This is a genomic window from Paraburkholderia sp. Tr-20389, from assembly GCF_017104565.1.
GTDB lineage: Bacteria > Pseudomonadota > Gammaproteobacteria > Burkholderiales > Burkholderiaceae > Paraburkholderia.
In genome coordinates this window covers 131,201-158,149 of the sequence record NZ_JAAGPD010000018.1, presented here as the reverse complement: position 1 = coordinate 158,149, position 26,949 = coordinate 131,201, and the positions used below count along the sequence as shown (strand labels likewise).

At 62.8% G+C, this 26,949-nt stretch carries 22 protein-coding genes and 1 riboswitch; of the genes, 14 read left to right on the top strand and 8 right to left on the bottom strand.

The window, feature by feature from the left end; genetic code table 11:
• Positions 1–32 precede the first annotated feature (32 nt).
• From G3N95_RS18865 to G3N95_RS18850, 4 genes are all read right to left on the bottom strand, one after another.
• Entirely contained in the window at positions 33–1,367 is a 1,335-nt protein-coding gene (locus G3N95_RS18865; protein WP_205971611.1) for an ATP-binding protein, read from the bottom strand.
• Complete coding sequence (locus tag G3N95_RS18860) at positions 1,364–2,026, bottom strand: response regulator (protein ID WP_205971610.1); 663 nt, start codon at positions 2,024–2,026, stop codon at positions 1,364–1,366. The genes G3N95_RS18865 and G3N95_RS18860 overlap by 4 nt, the downstream gene beginning before the upstream one ends.
• A gap of 84 nt (positions 2,027–2,110) precedes the next feature.
• Positions 2,111–2,563 carry a transcriptional repressor gene (locus tag G3N95_RS18855; protein WP_205971609.1) on the bottom strand — a complete coding sequence of 151 codons (453 nt, stop codon included), beginning with the start codon at positions 2,561–2,563 and terminating at the stop codon, positions 2,111–2,113.
• Between the two features lie 142 nt (positions 2,564–2,705).
• Positions 2,706–3,125, bottom strand: coding sequence for a DUF1810 domain-containing protein (locus tag G3N95_RS18850; protein WP_205971628.1), 420 nt, complete (start codon positions 3,123–3,125; stop codon positions 2,706–2,708).
• 276 nt (positions 3,126–3,401) lie between these two features.
• Here G3N95_RS18850 and cyoA point away from each other — a divergent pair, with 276 nt between their 5' ends.
• Genes cyoA through cyoD form a run of 4 tightly spaced genes read left to right on the top strand, consistent with a single transcriptional unit; the run spans position 3,402 to position 7,263 of the window.
• Positions 3,402–4,304 (top strand): ubiquinol oxidase subunit II, encoded by a 903-nt coding sequence (gene cyoA / locus G3N95_RS18845; protein WP_205971608.1) that lies wholly within the window; start codon positions 3,402–3,404, stop codon positions 4,302–4,304.
• 2 nt (positions 4,305–4,306) lie between these two features.
• Positions 4,307–6,313 (top strand): cytochrome o ubiquinol oxidase subunit I, encoded by a 2,007-nt coding sequence (gene cyoB / locus G3N95_RS18840; RefSeq protein WP_205971607.1) that lies wholly within the window; start codon positions 4,307–4,309, stop codon positions 6,311–6,313.
• Entirely contained in the window at positions 6,313–6,918 is a 606-nt protein-coding gene (gene cyoC / locus G3N95_RS18835) for a cytochrome o ubiquinol oxidase subunit III (RefSeq protein WP_205971606.1), read from the top strand. The genes cyoB and cyoC overlap by 1 nt, the downstream gene beginning before the upstream one ends.
• Positions 6,919–7,263, top strand: a complete 345-nt coding sequence (gene cyoD / locus G3N95_RS18830) for a cytochrome o ubiquinol oxidase subunit IV (RefSeq protein ID WP_205971605.1) — start codon at positions 6,919–6,921, stop codon at positions 7,261–7,263.
• A gap of 86 nt (positions 7,264–7,349) precedes the next feature.
• Here the strand turns inward: cyoD and G3N95_RS18825 are convergent, their stop codons facing one another.
• Positions 7,350–7,598, bottom strand: coding sequence for a hypothetical protein (locus tag G3N95_RS18825; protein WP_205971604.1), 249 nt, complete (start codon positions 7,596–7,598; stop codon positions 7,350–7,352).
• Positions 7,599–7,993: 395 nt separating this feature from the next.
• Between G3N95_RS18825 and G3N95_RS18820 the strand changes: the two genes are divergently transcribed.
• The 8 genes from G3N95_RS18820 to atzF all read left to right on the top strand — a co-directional run bounded on the left by G3N95_RS18820 (position 7,994) and on the right by atzF (position 19,757).
• A complete protein-coding gene (locus G3N95_RS18820) occupies positions 7,994–9,529 on the top strand; it encodes an NADH-quinone oxidoreductase subunit M (RefSeq protein WP_205971603.1) in 1,536 nt (511 codons plus the stop codon).
• Positions 9,530–9,810: 281 nt separating this feature from the next.
• A riboswitch (guanidine-I (ykkC/yxkD leader) is annotated at positions 9,811–9,931 on the top strand.
• Between the two features lie 57 nt (positions 9,932–9,988).
• On the top strand, positions 9,989–11,056 hold the full coding sequence (locus G3N95_RS18815; protein WP_205971602.1) for a putative urea ABC transporter substrate-binding protein: 1,068 nt from the start codon (positions 9,989–9,991) through the stop codon (positions 11,054–11,056).
• Between the two features lie 30 nt (positions 11,057–11,086).
• Entirely contained in the window at positions 11,087–11,902 is an 816-nt protein-coding gene (locus G3N95_RS18810) for an ABC transporter permease subunit (RefSeq protein WP_205971601.1), read from the top strand.
• On the top strand, positions 11,899–12,672 hold the full coding sequence (locus G3N95_RS18805; protein WP_205971600.1) for an ABC transporter ATP-binding protein: 774 nt from the start codon (positions 11,899–11,901) through the stop codon (positions 12,670–12,672). The genes G3N95_RS18810 and G3N95_RS18805 overlap by 4 nt, the downstream gene beginning before the upstream one ends.
• Positions 12,673–12,710: 38 nt before the next feature.
• A complete protein-coding gene (locus G3N95_RS18800; RefSeq protein WP_205971599.1) occupies positions 12,711–13,418 on the top strand; it encodes an urea amidolyase associated protein UAAP1 in 708 nt (235 codons plus the stop codon).
• A 15-nt stretch (positions 13,419–13,433) separates the two neighbouring features.
• Positions 13,434–14,078 (top strand): urea amidolyase associated protein UAAP2, encoded by a 645-nt coding sequence (locus tag G3N95_RS18795; protein ID WP_205971598.1) that lies wholly within the window; start codon positions 13,434–13,436, stop codon positions 14,076–14,078.
• 196 nt (positions 14,079–14,274) lie between these two features.
• Positions 14,275–17,886 (top strand): urea carboxylase, encoded by a 3,612-nt coding sequence (gene uca / locus G3N95_RS18790; protein ID WP_205971597.1) that lies wholly within the window; start codon positions 14,275–14,277, stop codon positions 17,884–17,886.
• Positions 17,887–17,927: 41 nt separating this feature from the next.
• On the top strand, positions 17,928–19,757 hold the full coding sequence (atzF, locus tag G3N95_RS18785; protein WP_205971596.1) for an allophanate hydrolase: 1,830 nt from the start codon (positions 17,928–17,930) through the stop codon (positions 19,755–19,757).
• 46 nt (positions 19,758–19,803) lie between these two features.
• On the opposite strand, the gene G3N95_RS18780 is transcribed toward atzF, so the two are convergent.
• Positions 19,804–20,280: a glycine zipper 2TM domain-containing protein gene (locus G3N95_RS18780; protein WP_205971595.1), complete on the bottom strand. Its 477-nt coding sequence runs from the start codon at positions 20,278–20,280 to the stop codon at positions 19,804–19,806.
• Positions 20,281–20,542: 262 nt separating this feature from the next.
• Here G3N95_RS18780 and G3N95_RS18775 point away from each other — a divergent pair, with 262 nt between their 5' ends.
• Both G3N95_RS18775 and G3N95_RS18770 read left to right on the top strand, forming a co-directional pair.
• Complete coding sequence (locus G3N95_RS18775) at positions 20,543–24,019, top strand: hypothetical protein (protein ID WP_205971594.1); 3,477 nt, start codon at positions 20,543–20,545, stop codon at positions 24,017–24,019.
• 208 nt (positions 24,020–24,227) lie between these two features.
• Entirely contained in the window at positions 24,228–25,094 is an 867-nt protein-coding gene (locus G3N95_RS18770) for a DUF1521 domain-containing protein (protein ID WP_205971593.1), read from the top strand.
• A gap of 101 nt (positions 25,095–25,195) precedes the next feature.
• On the opposite strand, the gene G3N95_RS18765 is transcribed toward G3N95_RS18770, so the two are convergent.
• Together G3N95_RS18765 and G3N95_RS18760 are read right to left on the bottom strand one after the other, a co-directional pair.
• The gene (locus G3N95_RS18765; protein ID WP_205971592.1) at positions 25,196–25,621 is read right to left on the bottom strand and encodes a hypothetical protein; all 426 of its coding nucleotides are present in this window, start codon (positions 25,619–25,621) and stop codon (positions 25,196–25,198) included.
• Between the two features lie 5 nt (positions 25,622–25,626).
• The gene (locus G3N95_RS18760; RefSeq protein WP_241018690.1) at positions 25,627–26,937 is read right to left on the bottom strand and encodes a FliI/YscN family ATPase; all 1,311 of its coding nucleotides are present in this window, start codon (positions 26,935–26,937) and stop codon (positions 25,627–25,629) included.
• Positions 26,938–26,949: the final 12 nt, after the last annotated feature.

The window sequence follows — 26,949 nt, the reverse complement described above, 5'->3', positions numbered from 1 at the left end:
GCTCACATGGATGTGCGGCACCGAAGCAGCCCTTATTCCGCACGCAACCCGGCTAGCGTCACGCGCAACCCGACACCGCTTTCATTGTTGCTCATGCTGAGCGTCGCATGATGACGCTGCGCGATCTTCATCGCGATCGCCAGTCCGAGTCCGCTGCCGTGCACCTTGTTGCCCGCGCTGCGGTAGAAGCGGTCGAACACGCGCTCGCGCTCCGCTTCCGGCACACCCGGCCCGCTGTCCGACACGCAGATGCTGACCTCGTCGCCGCTGCGCGCGAGAATCACATCCACCTTGCCGCCATGCGGCGTGTAGCGGATCGCGTTGTCGATCAGATTGTTGAGCAGCACTTCGATTCCGTTCGCCTCGGCGTTGACCTTGTACACGTCGTCCGCGCCGCCCGAAGGATTGAACTCGAGCCCGAGGTCGATCTGTCTCGCCTCGGCAAGCATCGAAAAGTCGGCCACGGCGCGCTCGCACAGTCTGCGCAGGCTCACCGGCTCGAAATGCGCGCTGCGTTGCGCGTCTTCGCGCGCCATCGTCAGCAGTTGATGCACGAGGTGGATCAGCCGGTTCAGACGGCCCTCGATACGCTCGAACGTCTGCTTGCTGCCTACCAGCGAGCCGTCGCGTTCAGCCGCCTGCAATTGCAGCTTCAACGCGGCCAGCGGCGACCGCAATTCATGCGCTGCGTCGCCGACGAAAGTGCGCTGCGATTGCGACGCGACATTCAACCGATGCAGCAGATCATTGAGTGCATCGACGAGCGGTTGCATCTCGACGGGCAAACGGCCCTCGAAATGCAACGGTTCGAGCGAATCGAACGACCGGGTGGCGAGCGCGCGCGAGATGGCGCCAATCGGCGCGAGACCGCGGCCGACCACGAACAGCACGATCAGCACGATCGCAGGAAGGAACAACGCGAGCGGCCACAACGTGCGCAATGCGAGTTGCCGCGCGAGATCTTCGCGCACGGATATCGGCTGCGCCGCCTGCACGAAGCGGTCGCCTTCCTGCACGCCGAAGATGCGCCAGTGATACTCGTCGTATTCGATCGTGCGCAGACCAGGCGGAAAGCGCGGCACGACGACACCGGCGACCGACCTGTACACGCTCCGGCCCGTGCCGTCCCATACCTCGATGAACAGACGGTCGTCGGCCAGCCCGTCGAAGTCCGGACCGCGCTGCGTGAATCCGTTCGTGCCGGCGATGGTCGCGGGCACGGAGAGCGCCACCGTGCGCAATTCGTAGTCGAAGAGTTCGGTCGCTTCCTGCTGCGCCGTGTAGAAGATTCCGTACGCCGCGATCAATGCCGCGACCGCGAGGCCGGCGATCAGCCAGCCCAGCAACCAGCGCCGGATCGAGGTCATACGCCGCGCTTGAGCCGATAGCCGACGCCGCGCACGGTCACGATCTGCTCGGCGCCGATCTTGCGCCGCAGGCTATGGACATGAACCTCGATTGTGTTGCTGCCCACTTCCTCGCCCCAGCCGTACAGCTTTTCTTCCAGCTCGCTGCGGGTGAACACGCGCGCCGGTTCTTCGATCAACGCCTGCAGCAGGCTGAATTCGCGCGGCACGAGTGCGAGCATGTCGCCGTTCAGCGTGGCTTCATGCGTGATGGGGTTCAAGGTCAGATCGCCATGCGCATACACAGGGTTGGTGTGCCCCGTGCGACGGCGCAGCAGCGCACGCACGCGCGCGGCGAGTTCGTCGAGATCGAAGGGTTTGACGAGGTAATCGTCGGCGCCCGCATCGAGTCCGGCGATGCGGTTCTCGACCGCGTCGCGCGCGGTGAGGATGATCACGGGTGCGGCGCCGCCGCGCCGGCGGTAGCGGTTCAACACGTCGATGCCGTCGGCTTTCGGCAGGCCGAGATCGAGCAGCACCAGATCGTAGACGTCATGCGCCAGCGACAGCTCGGCTTCGCGTCCGTCGTGCGCCCAGTCGATTGCATAGCCTGCGCCGCGCATCGTATCGACGACGGGCTCGCCGATCATTTCATCATCTTCCACCAGCAGCAAACGCATGGCGTCATTTCTCCGTCAATCGCCGTGATGCTTCGAACCCGTAGCTTACCGCGCCATTCGCCGCTACCGCTGCATGTACGTCCGTCAACTCGCGCTCGCGCGCGGTGCCGCCGCCGCAGGCACGGCGTCGCAGTTCTCGCAGCGGCCAAATATCACGAGGCTCGAACTCGTGTAGTGGAAGTGATGATCGGCGGCGATTCTCGCCTGCTGCTGTTCGAGGCCCGGGTCGTACGCATCCTGAATGCGGCCGCAGCGGCCGCAAACGAGATGGTAGTGACGCCGGCCGCGATTGAGTTCGTAGACGATGCGCGCATCGCCCAGCGACGCGCTCGAAATGAGATCCGCCTCATGCAACTGCGCGAGCGCACGATAGACGCTCGCGAGACTGCAAGGCTCGGGTTCGCGCGACAGCTTGCGATACACCTGATCGGCCGTGAAATGCTCGTGCGGTAATTCGTGGAAGAGCCTCAGTACGGACGCCCGACTGGAGGTAGGCCGCAGACCGGCCGTTTTAAGTGCCGCGTAAATCGCAATCATGTGGGGCCCCGTCTTGTGTCGAAGCCTCGCTGACGGGCTTCGTGACGGGACATTCTGGTCGCGCGATCCTTAAGGTTCGCTTATCGGGGCCTGCCTGTCGTGCAGTGCCGGATTGCCTTGCGACAGCGGTGCCGCACTGTGCTCAAAGCAGCGCCAGCGTCCTCTCGTCCGCCGCACCGCCGAAGTATTTGGCGAGAGCTTGCGTGAACAGCGGCTCGTCGGGTGCGGCTTTCGAAAACAGTGTCATCGACGAGCGGAACTTCAGGTAATCCGGGTAGCCGAAGATCGTCTCGATCGACCGTCCCTCGACTTCGTTGACCGCGCGGGTTACCTCCCTTAAACGGGGACCGAGCACCGGATGTTGCAAATATGAGACAGCTTCGTCGAGTGATTGAATGGCAAATTTTTGGGCCATTTGGCTCTCTCCGAGGCCCTGAAACTGGGGAAACACGTACCACATCCAGTGGCTTTGCTTGCGTCCCGCCCGCAATTCGGCTAGCGCCGTCTCAAAAATAGGTGCCTGAGCATCGACGAAGCGCCGAAGGTCGAACTGATCGTTCATCCCGTCCTCCGCAGTCATTTTTACGTGCCGTCCGAACGGATCCGGCATGCCACCAACTCCCTACGAAATCCTTTCAAAGGCATTTTTCCGGTCGCCTGGCGTCCCAAAAATTCCTGCGGCGCGGCATTGCGACACTATGTCTCACCCTTGATCGCGCAATAGTTCGTTCGCATCAAAGTGCTGTACTGCAACACGTGCATTTCGTATTATGCGAGCGCTTAGAAAAGGAGCAAGGAAATGCATGCGTTCGTTCGTTTGTTTTTGTAGAGGGCCGCGATGATGAAAAAAATCGCGGGCCGGCTAGCCGGTCTCGTTTCAATTGCCCCAGCGTTCCTGCTATCGGGGTGCAACAACCTTGATCTACTCGCGCCGAAAGGTCCCATCGGTGCCGCAGAGAAGTCGCTGATCGCGACCTCGACGTGGGCGATGCTGATCGTCGTGATTCCCGTCATCTTCCTGACGCTGCTGTTCGCATGGCGCTATCGCGCATCGAACAAGTCCGCCGAATACCGTCCGAACTGGTCGCATTCGACGGCAATCGAAGTCGCCGTCTGGACGATTCCCGCACTGATCATTCTGTTCCTCGCCGTCCTGACCTGGAAGAGCACGCATGAGCTCGACCCGTACAAGCCGCTCGAGTCGAACGTGAAGCCGATCAACGTCGAAGTCGTCGCACTCGACTGGAAGTGGCTGTTCATTTATCCGGATCTGGGTGTCGCGTCGGTGAACCAGCTGGCGATTCCCGTCGGCACGCCGGTGAATTTCCGCATCACGTCGGACACGGTGATGAACTCGTTCTTCATCCCGCAACTGGGCGGCCAGATCTACGCGATGGCAGGCATGCAGACGCGTCTGCATCTGCTGGCGGAAGAACCCGGCGATTACGCCGGCACGTCGGCCAACTTCAGCGGCAAGGGCTTCTCGGACATGAAGTTCCGCACGCTGGCCGAAACGCCTGAAGAATTCAATGCATGGGTCGCGAAAGCGCGCGCGTCGACGGATCACCTCGACATGGACCGCTACTACAAGGTCGCGCAGCCCGAAGAGAAGGCGCCTGTGTCGTACTTCTCGTCGGTGGATCCCAAGCTCTTCAACAACATCGTAGCCCGCTACAACAACGGTCACGTCATCGACAACATGAAGGACGTGAACTGTGCACCTAACGGGACGAAGGGGTAAGCATGTTCGGTAAATTAACCCTGGCGGACATTCCGTACCACGAGCCAATCATCGTGGTCGCAGGTGCCGGGATGATTCTCGGCGCGCTGGCAGTGCTCGGCGCGATCACGTATTTCGGCAAGTGGCGGTATCTGTGGACCGAGTGGCTCACGTCGGTCGACCACAAGAAGCTCGGCGTGATGTACATCATCGTCGCGATGGTCATGCTGCTGCGCGGCTTCGCCGACGCGATCATGATGCGCACGCAGCTCGCTCTCGCGTATCACGCGCCGGGCTATCTGCCGCCGCACCATTACGACCAGATCTTCACGGCCCACGGCGTCATCATGATCTTCTTCATGGCGATGGCATTCATGGTCGGCCTGATGAACCTGGTCGTGCCGCTGCAGATCGGCGCACGCGACGTCGCGTTCCCGTTCCTGAACTCGCTGTCGTTCTGGATGACGGCGATCAGCGCAATTCTGATCAACATCTCGCTGCTGGTCGGCGAATTCGCGCAAACGGGCTGGCTCGCGTATCCGCCGCTGTCGGAACTGCAGTTCAGTCCGGGCGTCGGTGTCGACTACTACCTGTGGAGCTTGCAGCTCTCGGGTATCGGCACGTTGTTGACGGGCGTGAACTTCTTCGTCACGATCATCAAGATGCGCGCGCCGGGCATGACGCTGATGAAGATGCCCGTGTTCACGTGGACTGCGCTGTGCACGAACGTGCTGATCATGGCCGCGTTCCCGATCCTGACCGTCACGCTCGCGCTGCTCGGCCTCGACCGTTACCTCGGCATGCACTTCTTCACGAACGAAGCCGGCGGCAACGCGATGCTGTACCTGAACCTGATCTGGGCATGGGGCCACCCTGAGGTCTACATCCTGATCCTGCCTGCGTTCGGTATCTTCTCGGAAGTGATCTCGACGTTCGCGCGCAAGCCGCTGTTCGGCTACAAGACGATGGTCTACGCGACCTGCGCGATCATGGTGCTGTCGTTCCTCGTGTGGCTGCACCACTTCTTCACGATGGGTTCGGGCGCTGACGTCAACGCGTTCTTCGGCATTGCGACGATGATCATCGCGGTCCCGACGGGCGTGAAGGTGTTCAACTGGCTGTTCACGATGTACAAGGGCCGCATCGAGTTCACGACGCCTGTGCTGTGGACGATCGGCTTCATGGTCACGTTCACGATCGGCGGTATGACGGGCGTGATGATGGCGATTCCGGGCGCGGACTTCGTGCTGCACAACTCGCTGTTCCTGATCGCTCACTTCCACAACGTGATCATCGGCGGCGTGCTGTTCGGCTACCTCGCCGGCATGAACTACTGGTTCCCGAAAGCCTTCGGCTTCAAGCTCAACGAGAAGCTCGGCAAGGCCGCTTTCTGGTTCTGGCAGATCGGCTTCTGGGTTGCGTTCACGCCGCTGTACGTGCTCGGCTTCATGGGCATGACGCGTCGTCTGAATCACTACGACAACCCGGCATGGCATCCGTGGCTGCTCGTCGCCGAACTCGGCGCCGTGCTGGTCGCAATCGGTATCGGCTGCCAGCTGCTGCAAATCGTCGTCTCGATCCGCGACCGCAACAAGCCGGAAAACCGCGACCTGACGGGCGATCCGTGGAATGGCCGTACGCTCGAATGGGCAACGACTTCGCCGCCGCAGATCTACAACTTCGCTACCGTCCCTGTCGTGCACGAGCTGGATGCATTCCACGACATGAAGGCGCGCGGCAATGTCGAGACGCCGGTGTACCGCGACATCCACATGCCGTCGAACACGAGCGCCGGTTTCTTCATCGGCGTGTTCAGCCTTGCGCTGGGCTTCGCGCTGACGTGGCACATCTGGTGGCTGGCTATCGCGGCGTTCATTGGTGCGATCGGTACGTGGATCGCGCGCAGCTTCGATAACGACACCGATTACTACATCCCGGCCGATACGGTTCGCCTGATCGAAGAGCGTAACGGCGCTGGTTCGGGCGCGGCTATCGCCAAGCAACTGCCCGAAGCTGAGGAGATTGCCTGATGTTGCAAAAAGCTATTCTTGCGGAACCGCATCACGACGCGGATCACGCTCCGTCCAATTCGGTATTCGGCTTCTGGCTGTATCTGATGACCGACTGCATTCTGTTCGCGGCGCTGTTCGCGACGTTTGCGGTGATGAGCCATCAGTTCGCCGGCGGTCCGAGCGGCAAGGATCTGTTCGAGATCCAGGGCGTCGCGATCGAAACGGCCATCCTGCTGTTCTCGAGTATCACGTACGGTTTCGCGATGCTCGGCGCGCACAAGAACAACAAGGGCAGCACGTTGTTCTGGCTGGCCGTGACGTTCGTGCTCGGCGCGTCGTTCGTCGTGCTGGAAATCCGCGAGTTCTCGCACCTGATCGCGGAGGGCGCAGGCCCGGACCGCAGCGCGTTCCTGTCGGCGTTCTTCACGCTGGTCGGCACGCACGGCCTGCACGTGACGTCGGGTCTGGTGTGGATGCTCGTGATGATGATTCAGGTCGTGCGCGCGCCGGCTCTCGGCGAGCGCGAACTGCGCCGTCTGACGTGCCTGAGCCTCTTCTGGCACTTCCTGGACATCGTCTGGATCGGTGTCTTTTCGTTTGTCTATCTTGCGAGCGTGATCTAAATGAGCAGCCATTCTCACTCATCACATTCGGCGCACGCGGACGAAAGCCACGGCAGCTTCGGCAGCTACATGATCGGGTTCGTGCTGTCCGTCATCCTGACGGCAGCCGCATTCGGCGTGGTGCTGGCGGGCTGGGCGACGGGCACGCAGGCGCTCTACGCGATCGCCGGCCTCGGCCTCGTGCAGATCGTCGTGCACCTGGTGTACTTCCTGCACATGAACACGTCGTCGGGTCAGCGCTGGAACGTGACCGCGTTCGCGTTTACCGTGTTGACGGCCGTTATCGTGATCGGCGGTACGCTGTGGGTCATGCATAACGTCAGCATGAACATGATGTCGCGCTAAACCTTGCGTTAAGCGCGCATCCCGTGCCGGTTGCACATGCCGTATCGTGCGGCCGGCACGCTCCCCTCCCCCGCCTCACCAGCGCATCAGTTGCGCGCCAGCATCTCCATCGGACGGCCTCGGCCCGTCACCAGACATCCCGACCTGAACGCTTCGCCCTGACTGCTCGCGGCAGCGTCGCCAAAGCCCCGGCTCAGCGCATCCAGCTTCACCTGCTCCGCGCCTTGCGAGCACGCGAACGTGCTGGCTTCTTTCGCCTGCGCATGCAGCAATGCCTTATCGGCGACCAGATAGGCCAAAACGGCGATAACGGCGATGTGGAAAACTTTTCTCATAGGTTCGTCTCCTCGCGACTTAAGCGTATCGCGAACAACTATGGCGCAAATCCAGGGCAACCCCGGTAGGCAAATAGTCGCGCCAGGTCAGTGGAAGCGCTTCCACTGCTGTTTTTTTGTGCACCGCAAATGTCTGCACAGGCGCGCCACGTAAAGTCAAGCGCGAGTTTCGCAATAAATAAATATTGAGCTTGTGGCAGCGCAACATTATTATTTTGAGTTATCCTCGTTAACCCTGACCGTCTCATGCGTTTTGGTTACGCGCGTGCGCAAGTCTGCGCATCGTCCCGCTCCGCTCAGGGGCCGGCCGTCGAAATGTCCATGTAAGGTTTTTGATCCTTCGCCTGAGGGCGAGGGCCTGCTATTCGCGTCCTGGCGTTTCATCGAAAGAGCAAATGCACCTCCCATCAGTTCTCGACCTCCTGATCTGGGTCCCCATCGTCGCCGGTATCCTTGTGCTGCTCGGCGGCTCTGACAGCGCGCGCAGCCGCACGCGCTGGCTCGCACTGGCCGGCGCTGCCGTCAGCATCCTGCCCGTCATCCCGCTGGTAGCGGGCTTCGACTCGTCGCTGGCGACGATGCAGTACGAGCAGCAGCTCGCCTGGCTGCCCGAATTCGGCATCTCGTATCACCTCGGCGTCGACGGCATTTCGCTGTGGTTCACCGTGCTGACGTCCGTGACGACGCTGATCATCGTGATCGCGTCATGGGAATCGATCTCGACGCGCGTCGCGCAGTACTACGGCGCGTTCCTGCTGCTGTCGGGCTGCATGCAAGGCGTGTTCACGTCGCTCGACGGCATGCTGTTCTTCGTGTTCTTCGAAGCCACGCTGATCCCGCTGTACCTGCTCATCGGCACGTGGGGCGAACAGCGCCGCGTCTACGCGGCTGTGCGTTTCTTCTTCTTTTCGCTGGTCGGCTCGCTGGCAATGCTGGCCTCGCTGATCTACCTGTGGGCGCACGCGCACACGTTCGACATCGCCACGTGGCGCACGCTCAAGCTCGACTTCACGCCGCAGCTGATGGTGTTCATCGGCTTCCTGGCAGCGTTCTCGGTGAAGGTGCCGATGTGGCCTGTGCATACGTGGCTGCCCGACGTCCACTCGGACGGCCCGACGGGCGCCGCCGTGCTGCTCGGCATGCTGAAGATGGGCGGCTACGGCCTGCTGCGCTTCGCGCTGCCCATCGTCCCCGACGCGTGCCACTTCTTCGCCCCGGCGATGATCGCGCTGTCGCTGATCGCGGTGATCTACGGCAGCCTGCTCGCGCTCGCTCAAACCGACATGCGCAAGCTGCTCGCGTACTCGGCCGTCGCGCACATGGGTCTCGTCACGCTGGGCCTGTTCACGTTCGACCGGATGGGCACGGAAGGCGCCGTCGTGCAGATGCTGTCGTACGGCATCGTGTCGGGCGCAATGCTGCTGTGCACGGGCATGCTGTTCGACCGCACGAAGAACGGCTCGATCGACGCCTACGGCGGCGTGGCCAACTCGATGCCCAAGCTCGCCACCTTCGCGATGCTGTTCTCGATGGCCAATGTCGGCCTGCCGGGCACGTCCGGTTTCGTCGGCGAGTTCCTTGTGCTGATGGGCGCGATCCGCTTCAACTTCTGGGTCGGCGCGACGGCTGCGCTGACGCTGATTCTCAGCGCCGCGTACACGCTGTGGATGTACAAGCGCGTGATGTTCGGCGCGATCAAGAACACGCGTGTGTCGAGCCTGCGCGATCTGGGCCGCCGCGAGTTCGTGCTGCTCGGCGCGATGGCCGTGCTGGTGCTCGCCATCGGCGTGCGTCCGAAGACCTTCACCGACGCGATCGGCCCGTCCGCCGAAAACCTCGTCGCGCAGGCGCAAGGCTCCGCGCTGCCGACGGATACCGGCGTTGCTTCGAACAACCGCGCGGCGACGGTTTCGACTCGCCTGCCGGGCTAACCGGCTTCAACCGACTGCATTCGACGGGCGTCCATTGGACGCCCGTTTTTCTTTTAGCTAGCTGCAAACCGGGCGGCCTCGCATCGCGAGGCCGTTTTCACATGGCAAGCCAGGCACCCGACTGGTGCGCGCACGCGCATGCATATCGCGAGTGCGCTTCAACGTTGTGCATAAAAGCTGCGCGCTCAGGCGCGGATCGACGCTGCGACGGCAATGGCATGCTTATCGCTTAGTGATGTGCAGGAGCCGGTGCAGCATCCGGTTTAGCAGTCACAATCTGGCAAATGGACGACTAGGGTTCCGGTCCGCATCAATGCAAACAGAGGCATTCGTTGCGCGACGCTGGTCCGAGAGTTGTCGACCTCGATCGAGGTTACACGGCGGGATAAAAGCCCGGGAGAGAACGCGATGCGTCGCGCCGCTCCTGCCGTCGATAACCGTCCCCGCGAGGTCAACCTCATGCGCAAGCTCCGCTTTTTCGCCGCAGCCGCCGTCGCTCTCTCCCTTTGCGTTTCCACCCCTTCGTTCGCTCAAGCTCGCAAGGACTTCAAGGTCTGCTGGACCATCTACGCCGGCTGGATGCCGTGGGGCTATGCGAAAACGCAAGGCATCATGTCCAAGTGGGCGAAGAAGTACGGCATCAACGTCGATGTCGTGCAACTGAACGACTACATCGAATCGATCAACCAGTACACGGCCGGCAAGTTCGATGGCTGCGCGATGACCAACATGGACGCGCTCACCATTCCCGCAACGGGCGGCGTGGATAGCACCGCGCTGATCGTCAGCGACTATTCGAATGGCAACGACGGCGTGCTCATCAAGGGCAGCGGCAAGAAGGTCGCCGATCTGAAAGGCCAGCCCGTCAATCTCGTCGAACTCTCCGTCTCGCACTATCTGCTCGCACGCGCGCTCGAATCGGCCGGCATGAGCGAGCGCGACATCAAGACCGTCAACACGTCGGACGCCGATATATCCGGTGCATTCGCGACGCCGACCGTGCACAACGCCGTCACGTGGAACCCGATGCTCGCCGATCTGAAGGCGAAGCCGAACGTCACCGAAGTGTTCGATTCGAGCCGCATTCCGGGCGAGATCATGGACATGATGGTCGTCAACACGAAGACGCTGCACGACAACCCCGCGCTCGGCAAGGCGCTGACGGGAGCGTGGTTCGAAATCATGCAGCTGATGCACAGCACGTCGCCCGACAGCCAGGCCGCGCTCACGTCCATGGCGAAAGCGTCGGGCACCGATCTCGCCGGCTACAAGTCGCAACTGTCGACCACTGCCCTCTTCTATACGCCGCAACAGGCGCTCGACTTCGCCACCAGCCCGAACATGCCGAAGATCATGACGCGCGTCGCGCAGTTCTCGTTCGATCATGGCCTGCTCGGCAAAGGCGCGCCGAACGCGGGCGCCGTCGGCATGGCGTTCGACAACGACGTGACCGTCGGCAACAAGAGCAACCTGAAGCTGCGTTTCGATCCGACGTATGTGCGCCTCGCCGCACAAGGCAAGCTTTGAGCACCGCTTCATTCTGAGCAGGAGAGGCCCATGCGGCTCATCAACCGACATCCTGGCCGCACCGGCAGTCTGATGCTGTTGCTGCTGCCCTTCATCGTGCTGATCGCGGTGTACTTCACCGGCTCGTCGCTGCGCCTGCAGGCGAATCCCGACGACAAGCTGTTGCCGAGCGCCGCCCAGATGAAGGACGCGCTGCACGAGTACGCGTTCACCGAGGACAAGCGCACGGGCGAATACATGATGTGGGACGACACGGTGTCGAGCATGAGGCGGCTCGGCATCGGGCTCGTCGCGAGCGCGGCCATTGCGCTCGTGTTCGGCATCGTCACGGGCACCATTCCGCTTGCGGGCGCGACGCTGTCGCCGTTCATCACGGTGATATCGATGATTCCGCCGCTTGCGGTGCTGCCGATTCTCTTCATCGTGTTCGGCCTCGACGAGCTGTCGAAAGTCGTGCTGATCGTCATCGGCATCACGCCGATGATGATCCGCGACTTGCAGCAGCGCACGCGCGAGATTCCCGAGGAACTGTGGATCAAGGCGCAAACGCTCGGTGCGTCGAGCTGGACGCTGATCGTGCGCGTGATCGTGCCGCAACTGCTGCCGCGTCTGTTGATCGCGCTGCGTCTCGCGCTCTGCTCCGCGTGGCTGTTTCTGATCGCGGCGGAGGCGATCGCTTCGACGGATGGCCTCGGCTATCGCATCTTTCTCGTGCGCCGCTATCTCGCGATGGATGTGATCCTGCCGTACGTCGCGTGGATCACGCTGCTCGCGTGGCTGATCGACGAAGCGCTGCGCCGTCTCACGCAGTGGGCGTTCCCCTGGTATAACGGGGGCCGCGCATGATCGAGATCCGCAACCTGTGGAAGCAGTATGACGATCAGGTCGTACTGGAGCGGCTCAATCTGCGCATCGCGGAAGGCGAGTTCTGCTCGATGGTGGGCGCGTCGGGCTGCGGCAAGTCGACGTTCCTGCGGATGCTGCTCGGCCAGGAGCGTCCGACGCGCGGTGAGATCCTGCTCGACGGCGAGCCGCTGCCGCCGGAACCGGACCCGCATCGCGGCGTCGTGTTTCAGCGCTATTCGGTGTTTCCGCATCTGACCGTGCTGCGCAACGTGATGCTCGGGCTGGAGTTGCCGCATGCGCGCTTCACGGGCCGCCTGTTCGGCGGGCGCCGCCGGCTTGCACGCGATGAAGCCGTCGCGATGCTCGCGCGCGTCGGCCTCGCCGATTCGCTCGACAAGTATCCGCATCAGCTGTCGGGCGGCATGCAGCAACGTCTCGCGCTCGCTCAGGCGCTCGTGATGAAGCCGCGCGTGCTGCTGCTCGACGAACCGTTCGGCGCGCTCGATCCCGGCATCCGGCGCGACATGCACGAACTGCTGACGGGCCTCTGGCGCGAAGCGAAGCTGACCGTCTTCATGGTCACGCACGATCTGAAAGAAGGCTTCACGCTCGGCAGCCGCGTGCTCGTCTTCGACAAGGTGCGCATCGATCCGCAAGCGCCGCAGGCGTATGGCGCGCGCATCACCTATGACATTCCGCTCGAACGCAACGGCGTGCGCGAGCCGCAGGCAGCGACGGCGATTCCGCCGCTGCTTGCCGTGCCCGCATGACCCACGCAACCGATGCGAACGAATCAAGGACACAGGACATGAACGAAACATTGCTCGAAGAAACCGTGCCCGGCGGCGGCCATGCGTCGCTGATCGTCAGGCGCGGCCAGGTGCTGCGCATTACCGACTCACGCGGCGGCGCGAACGTCGGCATGCTGCTCTTCAACGCCGCCGAAAAAAGCGAGCGTATGAATCTGCCCGACACGCTCAAGTGTCAGCACACAGCGAAGCTGACTCAAGGCCATTGCATCTATTCCGACATGGGCCGCGTACTCGCCGCGATCGTCGGCGACACCTGCGGCTGGCACGACAGTCTCGCAGGCGTGTCGGACGCAGCGGAAGTGCTGGAGAAATACGGCGAGGGCCGCTATCAGGAGTTGCGCAACGCGTTCTATCGCAACGGCACCGACAACCTGCTCGTCGAACTCGGCAAATGGGGGCTCGGCGTGTCGGACCTGCTGATGACGCTGAATCTGTTCAGCCGCGTCGACGTGACCGACACGGGCGCGATGAAATTCGTCGAGGGTAATTCGAAAGCGGGCGACTACGTCGAACTGTATGCGCCGATGAACACGCTCGTCGTGCTGACGGCGATCCAGCATCCGCTCGATCCAAACCCGGAGTACGCGCCGAAGCCCGTGAAGCTCGCGTTGCGCGCCGCCGACAGCCACATCGCGGAACTCTGCCGCACGTCGTGCGATGAGAACACGCGCGGCTTCATCAACACCGAACGATTCTTCCTCTGAGCGACAAGGCGCGCCATGACGACATCCACACTCACAGCCAGCACGCTCAACCCCGCCGACGCGCTCTTCCGCGAAACCTTGCCCGCCGGCGAGCCGTGGCTCAAGGAACTGAAGGCGGGCCAGACGCTGCGCATCCGCGACGTCGAAGGCAATCAGGCCATCGATACGCTCTTCTACAGCCTCGCCGATCCCCGCGAACGCTACGACGCGCAGCGCACGCTGCGTCGCCAGCAGAGCCTCTATCTGACGACGGGCACCGTGCTCTATTCGAATCTCGGCAACCCGATGCTGACCATCGTCGCCGATACCTGCGGGCGTCACGACACGCTCGGCGGCGCATGCGCGCAGGAGAGCAACACCGTGCGCTACGCACTGGAAAAGCGCTACATGCACAGCTGCCGCGACAACTACCTGCGAGCCTGCGCGCACGACGGCCGGCTGTCGAAGCGGGACATCGCCGCCAACATCAACTTCTTCATGAACGTGCCCGTCACATCCGAGGGCGGCCTCACCTTCGAGGACGGCATTTCGGCACCGGGCAAGTACGTCGAATTGCGCGCGGAAATGGATGTGATCGTGCTGATCTCGAACTGCCCGCAGCTGAACAATCCGTGCAACGCATACAACCCCACGCCTGCGGAGCTGACGATATGGAACTGAGCACGCTGCGTCTGTGGCTGTACACGATGATGAAAGCGCGGGCCGAACGCCTGATTCGTTTCGATCGCTCTGCAACGTACACGAAGCACTGAACCTCGCGCGCTTCGCACACGAACGCGAAGCGACCTGCCGTGGACGACCTCGGCATGCATGTCCACGTGGCGGGACGACCCGCCCACGCATTGAACATCCACTCATGTTCGATAAAGTCCTCATTGCGAATCGCGGCGCGATTGCGTGCCGCATTCTGCGCACGCTGCGCGAACTCAACGTAGAAGGCGTCGCCGTCTATAGCGAAGCGGATCGCGCGAGCCGTCACGTCAGCCTCGCCGATACGGCATGCAGCCTCGGCGACGGCGCGGCGAGCGTCACCTATCTCGACATCGCGAAGATTCTGGAGATCGCACGTGCCCAAGGCGCACAGGCGATCCATCCAGGCTACGGCTTTCTGTCGGAAAACGCGGCCTTTGCGGAGGCGTGCGAAGCCGCCGGCATCGCCTTCGTCGGTCCGACACCCGCACAGTTGCGAGCTTTCGGACTCAAGCACACGGCACGCGCGATCGCCGCCGAACAGGGCGTGCCGATGCTCGAAGGCACGGGCCTGCTCGACGGTCTCGAAGCGGCGCTCGATGCGGCGCAGCGCGTCGGCTATCCGGTGATGCTGAAAAGCACGGCGGGCGGCGGCGGTATCGGCATGCGCGTGTGCCGCTCGGATGAAGAACTCGCCGCGCAGTTCGATATCGTCAAGCGGCTTGGTCAAAACAACTTCAGCGATGCCGGCGTGTTCCTCGAAAAGTACATCGAGAAAGCGCGCCATCTCGAAGTGCAGGTGTTCGGCGACGGCAAGGGCGCAGCGATTGCGCTCGGCGTACGCGACTGCTCGGTGCAGCGGCGCAATCAGAAAGTGCTCGAAGAAACACCCGCGCCGAATCTGCCCGACGGCGTCGAGGCGGCGCTATGCGACGCGGCGATCCGGCTCGCGCAAGCGGTTTCATATCGCTCGGCGGGCACGGTCGAATTCGTCTACGACAGCGATGCCGCGCGCTTCTACTTTCTCGAAGTGAACACGCGCCTGCAGGTCGAGCACGGCGTAACGGAACAGGTGTGGGGCGTCGATCTGGTGCGCTGGATGATCGAACTCGCAGCGGGCACGCTGGCGCCGCTCGACGTGCTGTCGCGCGATCTGAAACCGCAGGGGCACGCGATCCAGGCGCGCCTCTATGCAGAAGATCCGGGCCGCGACTTCAAGCCCTGTCCGGGGCTGTTGACCGACGTATCGTTCCCGTCCGCTGACGGCCGCGAGCTGCGTATCGACACATGGATCGAAGCAGGCTGCGAAGTGCCGCCGTGGTTCGATCCGATGCTCGCGAAGCTGATCGCATGGCAACCGACGCGCGACGATGCACGTCATGCGCTCGACGCCGCGCTCGAAGCGTCGCGCATCTACGGTGTCGAGACCAATCGCGACTATCTGCGGCAGATTCTCGCCGATGTGCCGTTCGCGAGCGGCCATCCGTGGACGCGCTGCCTCGAAGGTCTGCGTTATCGCGCGTCGACATTCGAAGTGCTGAGCGGCGGCACACAGACCACCGTGCAGGACTACCCGGGACGTCCGGGTTATTGGGCCGTCGGCGTGCCGCCGTCGGGACCGATGGACGACCGCGCGTTGCGCCTCGGCAATCGTCTGCTCGGCAACGATGCGCAAGCCGCGGGGCTCGAAATCACGATGAGCGGGCCCACGTTGCGCTTCAACACGGACGCGGTCGTCGTCGTGACGGGCGCGACGCTGCCTGTCATGCTCGACGACACACCGCAACCGATGAACACGACGTTCGCGGTCGCCGCCGGTTCGACGCTTTCGCTCGGCACGCTGCGCGGCGCAGGCGCGCGCGCGTATCTGTGCGTGCGCGGCGGCCTCGACGTCGCGCAGTATCTGGGCAGCCGCAGCACCTTCACGCTCGGCCAGTTCGGCGGACACGGCGGACGCGCGCTGCGTGCGGGCGACGTGCTGCATCTGCATGCACTGACAGAGCGCGATGCAGGCGCAACGCTGCCTGAATCGCTCGCGCATCGACTCGACGACGTGCGCGTGCTGCGCGTGATCTACGGTCCGCACGGCGCGCCCGAATACTTCAGCGCAGCCTATATCGAGCAGTTCCTCGCGACCGACTGGGAGATCCATTTCAATTCGAGCCGCACGGGTGTCCGGCTGATTGGCCCGAAGCCCGAATGGACGCGCGCGGATGGCGGAGAAGCGGGGCTGCATCCGTCGAACATTCACGACAATCCGTATGCCGTCGGCGCGATCGACTTCACGGGAGACATGCCCGTCATACTTGGTCCGGATGGCCCGAGCCTCGGCGGCTTCGTGTGCCCCGTCACGGTGATCGAAGCGGACCTGTGGCAGATCGGTCAGTTGAAGGCAGGCGACAAGGTGCGCTTCGTTCCCGTCGACATCGCGACGGCGCGCGCGGCGGCACATGCGCGTCTTCAGGAAGTCGCCACGCTCAGCGAGCAAACTGCATTGCCGGACGGCGATGTACAGAAGCCCCTGCAATCGCCCATCGTGCTGAACGTCGGCGAAGGCGACGAGCGGCTCGTCGCGCGTCTGTCCGGCGACACGCATCTGCTGCTCGAAATCGGGCCGCCCGAACTCGATCTCGTACTGCGCTTTCGCGGCCATGCGCTGATGCAATCGCTCGACGCGTTGCAGTTGCCCGGCGTGATCGATCTGACGCCCGGCATCCGCTCTTTGCAGGTCCACTATCAGCCCGAACAATTGCCGCTCGCCACGCTGCTCGATCATGTCGCGACGACATGGCAGCGCGTGCTGTTGCAAAAAGATCTGCGCGCGCCGTCGCGTGTCGTGCATCTGCCGCTGTCGTGGGACGACCCGGCATGCCAGCTCGCGATCGACAAGTACATGACCACCGTGCGCAAGGACGCGCCGTGGTGTCCGAGCAATCTGGAGTTCATTCGCCGCATCAACGATCTCGATTCGATCGACGCCGTGAAGCGCATCGTGTTCGACGCGAGCTATCTGGTGATGGGACTCGGCGACGTCTATCTCGGCGCACCCGTCGCGACGCCGCTCGATCCGCGTCACCGGCTCGTCACGACGAAGTACAACCCGGCGCGCACGTGGACGGCGGAGAACTCGGTCGGTATCGGCGGTGCGTACCTGTGCGTGTATGGCATGGAAGGGCCCGGCGGCTATCAGTTCGTCGGACGCACGTTGCAGATGTGGAACCGCTATCGCGACGTCGCGGATTTCGCGGGACGTCCGTATCTGCTGCGCTTTTTCGATCAGATCCGCTTCTACGAAGTGTCTGCCGATGAGCTGCTGCGTATCCGCGAAGCGTTTCCGCTCGGGCGTTACCCGTTGAAGATCGAAGAGACCGAGTTGTCGCTCGCCGACTATCAGGCGTTTCTCGCTCGCGACGCGGAAGAGATCGCGCAGTTTCGTACGCGTCAGCAGGCCGCGTTTCAGGCGGAGCGGCAACGCTGGCACGAAGCGGGCAGCAACGAAGACACGCTCGAACCGCCCGTTGCCGCCGACACCGACATCGCGCCGCTCATCGATGGCCAGATTGCCGTCGACAGCGAGATCGCGGGCAACCTGTGGCAAGTGCGCGTCGAGCCAGGTGAGACGGTCGAAGCCGGCGACGTGCTGCTCGTCATCGAGTCGATGAAGATGGAGATTTCCGTCGTCGCGCCGTGTGCGGGGACGATCGGCGAGATTCATGTCGCGCCGGGTTCGCCCGTGCGCGCCGGGCAACGTGTGGTCGTGATCGAACAGCACGCGTGACGCACGCATTTGACATCAACGCATTCAAGGAACCACTCGACATGGATTCATTCGATCTGCGTCTGCCCGCATTGCGGGCCGCGTATCGCGAAGGCCGCGTCACGCCTCGCGCGCTGCTCGCCACATTGCGCGAGCGCGCCGCAGCGCTGAACCCGGACTTTCATCTCTTCATTCATCTGCTGTCCGATGCGGAAAGCGAACCCTATCTCGCCGCGCTCGATGAGCGCGACATCGATTCGCTGCCGCTCTATGGCGTGCCGTTCGCGCTGAAGGACAACATCGATCTCGCCGGCATTCCGACGACCGCGGCCTGCCCCGCGTTCGCGTACACGCCGGGCGAATCCGCGACGCTCGTCGCGCAGTTGATCGCACTCGGCGCGGTGCCCATCGGCAAGACGAATCTCGATCAATTCGCCACCGGCCTCAACGGCACGCGTTCGCCGTATGGCAAGTGCCGCAATAGCGTGCATCCTGACTATCCGTCGGGCGGATCGAGCGCGGGGTCGTCGCTGGCCGTCGCGCTGGGCGTCGCGAGCTTCGCGCTCGGCACGGATACAGCGGGCTCGGGCCGCGTGCCCGCCGCGCTCAATAACCTCGTCGGCACGAAGGGAACGAAGGGCTTGCTGTCGACCGCGGGCGTCGTGCCCGCGTGCCGCACGCTCGACTGCGTGACGTACTTCACGGCAACCGCGAGCGAAGCGAGCGAACTGCTCGCGCTCACCGCCCGCCTCGATCCCGCCGATGCGTATAGCCGCGCGAATCCGCAATGGAACGACGCATCGGCGTTTGGCGCCGTCACGCGCTTTCGCTTTGGCGTGCCCACGCAACTCGAATTTGCCGGCTGCGACGAAAGCCCCGCGCTGTTCGCGCAGGCACGCGCAGCGCTCGAAGCGATCGGCGGCGAGGCCGTCGAAATCGACTTCGCGCCGTTTCTCGAAGCGGCGCGTCTGCTTTATGAAGGACCGTGGGTCGCCGAGCGCTATAGCGTGGCGGGCGAGTTGATGGAATCGCAGTCCGATGCGGTGCTGCCCGTGATCCGCGACGTGCTCGCAAAAGCACCGGGCACCACGGCTGTCGATGCGTTTCGTGCGCAGTACAAACTCCAGGCGTTGAAGCAGCATTGCGATGCCGTGCTCGCACAGCTCGATTGCGTGCTGACGCCGTCCATTCCGCGCGCGGTCACGCTGGCGGAACTTGAGCGCGAACCTGTCGGCGCGAACTCGTTGCTCGGGCATTACACGAACTTCATGAACCTGCTCGACTACGCCGCGATCGCGACGCCTGCGGGTTTCATGCGCAACGGCCTGCCGTGGGGCGTGACGCTGTTCGGCCGTGCGTTCACCGATCAATACCTGTTGAGCGTCGCCGATGCGCTGCATCGCAAGCTCGCTGTGCCGCTCATTGGCAAAGCGCAACAGGATGCCGACGTACCTGCGCGCGCTGCGCGTCACGACAGAATGAAGCTGGTCGTGTGCGGCGCGCATCTCGAAGGGCTGGCGTTGAACGGGCAGTTGATGTCACGCGGCGCGCGGCTCGTCGAAGCGACCGTCAGCGCGCCGCATTATCGGCTGTATGCACTTGCGGGCGTCACGACGCAACGTCCTGGCATGGTTCGCGACACGACGAACGGCGCCGCCATCGCCGTCGAAGTGTGGGAACTGCCCAGCAGCGAAGCCGGCTCGTTCCTGGCGGGCATACCCGCGCCGCTCGCGCTCGGCAAGGTCGAGCTTGCGGACGGTAGCTGGGAAACGGGCTTCGTGTGCGAAGCGTATGGAGTCGACGGTGCCGTCGACATCACGTCGTACGGCGGCTGGCGCGCATGGTTGCAACGCGATGCATCATCGCAGGCGGCCGAGGCTTCCGTTGCGTAGCTGAGCCGTCGCGATGCGGCGCGCGTGCGATGCGCGCGCCGTCCGCTCAACTCGTCACGCGCGTGATGCCACCTTCCGACAGCAGCCGCACGCGTTCGCCCGCATAGAACATCGGGCCATCGGTACTTTGCGTGATCGCGCGCAGTGTGCCGTCATCGAGCCGCACGGTGATTTCGACGCCGTGCTTCTGCTCGAAGTGGTGCTGCACCTCGTTGCCGGCCACGGCACCCGCCAGCCCGCCGATGATGCCCGTCAGCAGCGAGCCGCGTCCGCCGCCGATCGCACTGCCCGCCACCCCGCCCAACAGCCCTCCACCGATTGCGCCCAGCACGCCGGGTTGACCGTTGCTCGCGTCGATCGTCACGCCCCGCACGCTTTCGACTGTACCGAAGCGCACCGTTGCTTCACGCTGTGCCTGTGACGCGCCGTACACGGTGGCGGAGCCGTCGAAGGTCGCGCAACCGCTCAACGCGAGCGAGACGACGAGTGCCGATGCGCATGCTGTAACGAATGACCTGTTCATGATGTTCCCCTCCGTGAGCAGCGCGCCGTTGGGTGCCGTGCGTTGCGGGTTCTCTCGATGCGTGCATCGTAGGCTCGAAGAATGAGAGAAAAATGAGGAGCGGATTTGCGAATTCGCACGCGGCGTTTCGTCTCGGACTGACACGCCATCGGGGTCAGTTACCGCCGTATCACACGACACAGATGCTTTAGCGCTTCAATGTTCTGACCGTGCGCGACGCATCGCAACGGTCAGTGATGTCTGTCCTTCATGGAGCGAAATCGTGAGCATCTCAAGTATCAACGGCGGCTACCCTTCTTATCGTCGTTACAGCGAAGATGATAAAGATCAGGACCCGGCACCGGAAACCCGCTCTGGCGGGGACTACGTGCGGGACGCACCCACAAATGAAACCAAGGAAAACGCCGTACCTGGGTCTGATGGCCCAATTCCACAAGATCCACCCGGCAATGCGAAGCCCGGCAACGGCTGGACAACGACTTCCGACACGCAGACGCTGAAGGGCGCGACAGCCGACGAACTCAAGGGACTATCCGACAAGTACGACACCGAGACCGTCGACGGCCGGAAGCAGTCGCGCAGCCTCGATAACGACGCCAACATCAAAAGCAAGCTGGACCCGGGTCGCGAGCTCGATTACACCGGTTATCCGCCCGATGTCGCGCATTTCGGCTTGAGCCTTGGTGATACGCAGGCGCGACTGTCTACGTTGCCGCCTGAAGTACGCGATTTCTACGTGAGCCAGCTCGCCGTGCTTCAGGTTGCTTATAGCAGTATCACCTTGCCCGAAGCGAGACACCTGCTCGAGCAAAAGACCCAGGAACTCGCAAACGCGATCCTGCAGGAATACAACCGGTCGATCAACGATCCGCTGGACCATGCGCTGTCGATCTTCAACCACCCGCTCGGCGAGGGCTATCTGAGTGCTGCGGACACCAAGCTGCTCGCGCAGGTCGACAATCTGCGCAAGGCTTTCCTCAGCGCGCCGAACGCAGCCGCTCGCGAAAACATCTTCCGACAGGCAGCGGAACTGAAGAACAAACTGCAGCACGCGGTGTCGGACGCGACGGACGCCTACCTGAAGAAAGATCGCGCCGAGTGGAACGACGCCAATAAGTATGTAGATCAGGTTCTGCAGGATGCTGAGAAGATTCACGACCCGGTCAAACGCTACAAGTCCATCAACGACGCGCTGTTTTCGTTCAATACCGGCATGGGCGAAGACCCTGTCGCCGACAAGCGCGTGCTTGCGTTCACCCAGCGCATTCGCGACGACGAGAACCTGCGTATGAAACTGGGCAACTGGCAAGTCGAGGCAGGCAAAGTGCTCAACGAAGACGGTGCGCCGACGCCATCGTCCTATGCAGACGCGATCGACCATCCGCCGCCCGCCGGCCCGGACTATGTCCGCGATCTGGCTGACGCTTACACCCACGTTGGCAAGCAAACAGCCGACAGCGAACGCGTGGCGGCTTACAACAATCCCTTCGGCCTCAAGCCCATCCATCTTCCCAATACGCTCCTCAATCGTGTGCTGGAGGGTATCTACCGCTTTGCGCAGAATATTGCGCCCACGCTGCCGGGCATGCTGCTGGACAAATACCTGTATTCCAACCTCTCTCCACAAGCGAGGTTAGGTATCGACGTCGCCGCCGGCGTCGTTTCTTTTCTGCTCGATCAACTGCCCGGGGCTGTGACGGGCGGGCTCAAGCTGGGGAGCAGGTTTGCTGCTGAGGTTGCCGACGGTGTCGGCGATGCCGGAAAGACGGTCGCGAAAAAAGGGGGCGCTGCGGTGGAGGGCGGCAGCAGAGAGACGAACGCGGCCGAGGCAGGGCAGCCGGGCCTGCGTACCGGCGGCGAGCTGGCGCCGACGACGCGTAGCACTGTGAACAACCCCGGCGAACCCGCCGCCGCCACGTACAAACCCGTCGAGGGCGGCCCCTCGGAAGACCCGAACGTTCTTGCGGTCAGGGCACGCATGAACGGCAAGCCGATGCAGATTCCCGATGAATACGCAGCCACCCCCGACACCAGCACGCTGACAACCGACAAGAAAACACCGGGCGTATACACGGGTGAGGATGGCGTGCATTACATCAAACATGGCGATACCTACTATAAGGTCTCCGAGGATCCGGCCAACGGCGGCTGGCGCATCGTCAATCCGTCTTCTCCTGATCGGTATAGCTATCCCGTCCGTTTCGATCCGGCGAGCAAGGAGTGGTCTATCAATACCGACATCGGCACGAAGGGAGGCCGTCCGCTGTCGCGACCGGTTTCGTCGCCCACCAGGGACAGTGCGGGCGATGCGGCTGGTACCGGCGGACAAGTGAAAAGCGGCGGTACGGGCAGCGCGACGCCGCAACCCGCGGCATCGGGTACGGGCTGGGTGCCCGATACCTACGAGGCCACGAGCAACGGCGGCCTGACGCCGGACAAACCGTCGCCGGGCATCTATCGCGACAGCATGGGGCAGGGATACATCAAGCAGGGCGGAAAGACCTACGCGGTGAGGTACGACCGGGACAATGCAACGTGGCGCGTGGTCTCGCCTGAAGGCGGGGCCAAGCCGTCATATCCTGTGCGGCTCAAGGGCGATGGGACGTGGGAGTTGAATCCGGATGTGGGGTTGAAGGGGGGGGCGGGGGGGGCGGGGGGGGCGAGGGGGGGGCCCACCCGCTATACCCCGGAAAAGGGCAAGATGGCCTTTGAGCTCTTCGAGGTCGGGCTCTCCTCGGAAGAAGTCAGGCAAAGGGTCGATCCTGCGGTTGGTGATGGCGTGATGTTGCTTTGGGCTCGAAAGTACGAGGCTGCAAGTGGACGCCACGTTAGAATTGCTGCACCACCCGATCGCCGAATTATTCAACTATCCGGGCCGGTTATCTATCTAAGATTGTCCCGAGGACAACCCCTTGAAGAGGTCGCGCAAGAGTATACACACGGGGACGTCGAATTAGCTCTTATGGCCGCGAAGCGCCATGCCTACCTTGAGCATCAGCCCACACAACCAATCGACCACGCATGGGTCCAGTATCAACAGGCGCATCGTCCGGCGCCCCAGGCTGTCGCTGCCGCTGCTGCCGCCGGACCGGTACCGCAACCCGAGCTCGATCCTCTGCCCGTCCTGGATTATGACGACGTCTCCCGGCTTCTCGACGAGGGCGAATCCCCGCAGCAGGTTTCGCAGGAAACGGGCGTATCGCAGGCTACGGTCGAAAACATCCAGCATGGCTGGGGCTATTATTCGCCGTCGAAGCGGGCCTACGTCGAGTCGCCTTATGACCCGGCAAATTCGCAGCCACCGACCAAGCGCCCGCGTCTGGACGATCCTTCATCGCCAGTGGCAGGCCCTTCTACGTCAACAGCAAATCCGTCATCACCCGTAGCAGGAGCCTCGACCTCAGCGACGAATCCTGCATCGCCAGCAGGCGCTCCTGCGGCGCCCGCGACCGGACCTGTCGGCGGCACTGACGCCGTCAATTGGGGACGAGCGGAGATGAGAATGTTTTTTTCCACCGATGAAAACCTCGCTAACGCAATGGACCCGCGCGCCCGAAATGCGATCCTGGATTGGCTGGCAGGCGACGCAAACGCACCGGAGGGGCTGCAACAGGAGATGATCGAAGAAGGTTTCCCGGGTCTGACGCCAGCCATCGTGCGCGATTACATCAACCGTCCCAACACGCTCACCGAAGGGCAGACGAACGATGTGTTGCGGTGGCTCGGAAGGATACCGTGATGTCGCGTCCGCAGGACCACACCTGATGCTCGCTTGTCCCGGTCGACCCTCCCGCCCGTGACAAGCGAGCTTCAATTGAATACTTATGTAGTGCATATCGAGTTCACATGCTATCTACACTTTGTTTGCGTGTTCCAGAACAGCGCGCAGCGTGTTCGGTCACGCAAGTTCAAGTCACTTCAATTGAAAATCAACCGGAACTCATTCCATGCAATCGACATTCAATAGCTACTCTTCCTCCAGCGCCATGCAGCAATCAATCAACACTCATGGCGTCACGACCCAGACGAGCACCGAGCAATCGCGCAGCAGCGTGTCCGATCGTGCCCATGGAGAGCGTGTGATATCCAGTGCAACGCAAGTCATACAATCCACGATGGGCTTCCATAATGGCAGCGCAGCCGGCCGCACCGCTTCGCAATCCTTCTCAAGCATCTCATATCAGAGGCAAGACGCGCGAAGTAATGTACACGGCAACTCGACGCAAATGCGCACTTCCTGGAACGGACGAGACGGTGGGCGCAACGACTTCAAGATGCAGCAGACCACCCAGCAGACTTCCATCCACATGGGCGACTCGAAGGGCTGCTCGAACAACAACAACTGGAGCAACACGCCCGTCACGAACAACAAATCGACGATTGATCTCGGCAACTACAAACTGGATCTGAACAAGAGCGACTCGTCGATGCTCATGACGAACAAGAAGACAGGCGAGACGACCAAGGTATGGGGCGATCCGCACATCGACACGAATGGCAGCTCGAACATGTTCAAAGGCCCGATGACATTCGATCTGCCCGGTGGCACGAAGGTCACCGTCGGAACGAAGGGGGACGGTAATGTCACCTATGCTGACAAGCTAACGATCACGAACGGCAACAACGCCTACGTCGTCAATGGACTGAGTCAAAAGGACTGCGCACCGCTTACGGTCCAACGTCAGGGCAATGGCCGCCAGCTCGATGCGCAGACCCCGGACGGTTACGAGCTGGTCGCGAACCGCAACGGCAAAGGTTGGATCGATCCGAAGACAGGCCACGCCCCGACGGCAGCCGACTTCAACGCTCACTGATGCAGTAAAAAAGGGTCGCCTTGTCACGGCGACCCTCGTTCATTTACCAACCCGATTTCACATCGAAGCACGACCAACGACAAACCGCGCCTGCTCCACCATCATTCATCGGGATCGCCATCGTCGTACTGCTCGGCCTTCAGACGACGCACGCGGGTTCGCGCGTCGTCCTCACCCAACATCTCCCGCTGCAACGCACGCGACGCGTTGGCTGCTTCAGTCTGCGCAGCCTGCTCAGCGTGCAACGCCTCCGACAACGCATCGTCGAGCGTGTGTCGCTCGTCATCGTGCCGATGCAAGGCGGTACGCCATAGCGCGGCTGCGATGTTTCCCGTCGTGCATGCATCGAGAATTCCGCCGCGCCTCGCATCGTGCCCGTCGATCGCCTCGCGTTGCCGCGCGGTATCGGCGGCAGCGCGTTCGACGCGAACACGCGCCGCATTCAACACACGCCGCTTGCGCTCGACCCTCAACCGCCGCACCTGGACAAGCAGCGTCCACAAACGCATCTGCCTCGCGTCCTTCATCGGCGCTATCCGCGGCAAAGCGTACGCAACGACATCAGGGTCTGCTGCCAGTTGCAGTACTCGTCGTGTCCTTGACGCAAGAAACGTTCGATCATCGGGTGACGATCGATGGCAAGATCGCTCGCGGCATCGTTGCCGCGCCGGTATTCGCCGATCTGCAACAACAGCTCGACTTCCTGATAGCGGCTCATCCATCCGCGAACGCGATTGGCATCGTCGCGATGCGCGGCAGCCGTCACGCGCGTCATCACGCGGCTCTTGCTCTTCAGCACGTCGATGGCGGGATAGTGACCCGCTGCGCCAAGGCGCCCCGACAGCTGAATATGTCCGTCGAGCAGCGAGCGCGACTCTTCGGCGATAGGGTCCGACATCTCCTCGTCTTCGGCCAGCACAGTGAAGAAAGCCGTGACCGCGCCCTGCTTCGTGAGGCCGGCACTCTCGATCAGCTTCGGCAGCTCGGCGAACACGCGCGGAGGATAACCCCGGCGCACGGGAGGTTCGCCCACCGCGAGACCCACCTCGCGCAGCGCGCGCGCATAGCGCGTCAACGAATCGAACAGCAACAGGACCTGCTTGCCCTCGGCGCGCAGTTCGCTCGCCACGCTGCAAGCCAGCTCAGCAGCCTTGATGCGTTCCGCCGCTGGCCGCTCGGATGTCGATACGATCACAACCGATGAGGCGCGGCGGGATCCAAGATGATCGTGAATGAACTCGCCGACTTCGCGGCCGCGCTCGCCGATCAGCGCGACGACGATCGCGTCGACATGCGCGCCGTTCGCGATCATCCCCAACAGCGTGCTCTTGCCGCCGCCCGCCGGCGCGAAAATGCCGACCCGCTGCCCGACCCCGCACGACAGCAGTCCATCGATCGCCCGCACGCCCGTCGCGAATGGCGTCGATATCACCGGACGTTCGAGCGGATTGATTTGCGGGAGCATAAGCGTCGATCGCTGGCCGCTTGCTGCCTTGGGTATGTCGCCACCATCCAGCGGCCTGCCCAGCCCGTCGATCACCCGTCCGAGCAGCCCAGGTGCGTCGAAGCGTGCCCAGCTGAGTCCGCAGCCTGCGACCTGGGTGATGTTCGACAATCCGGCGAGTCCGTCGAGTGGCACGACGAACGCACCGTCCTGCGCGAAGCCGACCACTTCGCCGATTTGCGCTTCACGCATGTCAGGCCGAGTGAGCCGGACCATCTCGCCGATACGCAACGACGCGCCCACCACGCGCACAATCACGCCGCGCGCCTCGACGATCCTCGCACTGAGTTCAAGCGGACTCGACAGCAGCGGCGCCGGCACTACAGCGACTGTTTTCATTTCGACCTTCGT

Excerpts from the sequence above, each read along its gene's own strand:
- G3N95_RS18865 (WP_205971611.1), bottom strand. The coding sequence starts at position 1,367 with ATGACCTCGATCCGGCGCTGGTTGCTGGGCTGGCTGATCGCCGGCCTC.
- G3N95_RS18860 (WP_205971610.1), bottom strand. The coding sequence starts at position 2,026 with ATGCGTTTGCTGCTGGTGGAAGATGATGAAATGATCGGCGAGCCCGTC.
- G3N95_RS18855 (WP_205971609.1), bottom strand. The coding sequence starts at position 2,563 with ATGATTGCGATTTACGCGGCACTTAAAACGGCCGGTCTGCGGCCTACC.
- G3N95_RS18850 (WP_205971628.1), bottom strand. The coding sequence starts at position 3,125 with ATGAACGATCAGTTCGACCTTCGGCGCTTCGTCGATGCTCAGGCACCT.
- cyoA (WP_205971608.1), top strand. The coding sequence starts at position 3,402 with ATGATGAAAAAAATCGCGGGCCGGCTAGCCGGTCTCGTTTCAATTGCC.
- cyoB (WP_205971607.1), top strand. The coding sequence starts at position 4,307 with ATGTTCGGTAAATTAACCCTGGCGGACATTCCGTACCACGAGCCAATC.
- cyoC (WP_205971606.1), top strand. The coding sequence starts at position 6,313 with ATGTTGCAAAAAGCTATTCTTGCGGAACCGCATCACGACGCGGATCAC.
- cyoD (WP_205971605.1), top strand. The coding sequence starts at position 6,919 with ATGAGCAGCCATTCTCACTCATCACATTCGGCGCACGCGGACGAAAGC.
- G3N95_RS18825 (WP_205971604.1), bottom strand. The coding sequence starts at position 7,598 with ATGAGAAAAGTTTTCCACATCGCCGTTATCGCCGTTTTGGCCTATCTG.
- G3N95_RS18820 (WP_205971603.1), top strand. The coding sequence starts at position 7,994 with ATGCACCTCCCATCAGTTCTCGACCTCCTGATCTGGGTCCCCATCGTC.
- G3N95_RS18815 (WP_205971602.1), top strand. The coding sequence starts at position 9,989 with ATGCGCAAGCTCCGCTTTTTCGCCGCAGCCGCCGTCGCTCTCTCCCTT.
- G3N95_RS18810 (WP_205971601.1), top strand. The coding sequence starts at position 11,087 with ATGCGGCTCATCAACCGACATCCTGGCCGCACCGGCAGTCTGATGCTG.
- G3N95_RS18805 (WP_205971600.1), top strand. The coding sequence starts at position 11,899 with ATGATCGAGATCCGCAACCTGTGGAAGCAGTATGACGATCAGGTCGTA.
- G3N95_RS18800 (WP_205971599.1), top strand. The coding sequence starts at position 12,711 with ATGAACGAAACATTGCTCGAAGAAACCGTGCCCGGCGGCGGCCATGCG.
- G3N95_RS18795 (WP_205971598.1), top strand. The coding sequence starts at position 13,434 with ATGACGACATCCACACTCACAGCCAGCACGCTCAACCCCGCCGACGCG.
- uca (WP_205971597.1), top strand. The coding sequence starts at position 14,275 with ATGTTCGATAAAGTCCTCATTGCGAATCGCGGCGCGATTGCGTGCCGC.
- atzF (WP_205971596.1), top strand. The coding sequence starts at position 17,928 with ATGGATTCATTCGATCTGCGTCTGCCCGCATTGCGGGCCGCGTATCGC.
- G3N95_RS18780 (WP_205971595.1), bottom strand. The coding sequence starts at position 20,280 with ATGAACAGGTCATTCGTTACAGCATGCGCATCGGCACTCGTCGTCTCG.
- G3N95_RS18770 (WP_205971593.1), top strand. The coding sequence starts at position 24,228 with ATGCAATCGACATTCAATAGCTACTCTTCCTCCAGCGCCATGCAGCAA.
- G3N95_RS18765 (WP_205971592.1), bottom strand. The coding sequence starts at position 25,621 with ATGAAGGACGCGAGGCAGATGCGTTTGTGGACGCTGCTTGTCCAGGTG.
- G3N95_RS18760 (WP_241018690.1), bottom strand. The coding sequence starts at position 26,937 with ATGAAAACAGTCGCTGTAGTGCCGGCGCCGCTGCTGTCGAGTCCGCTT.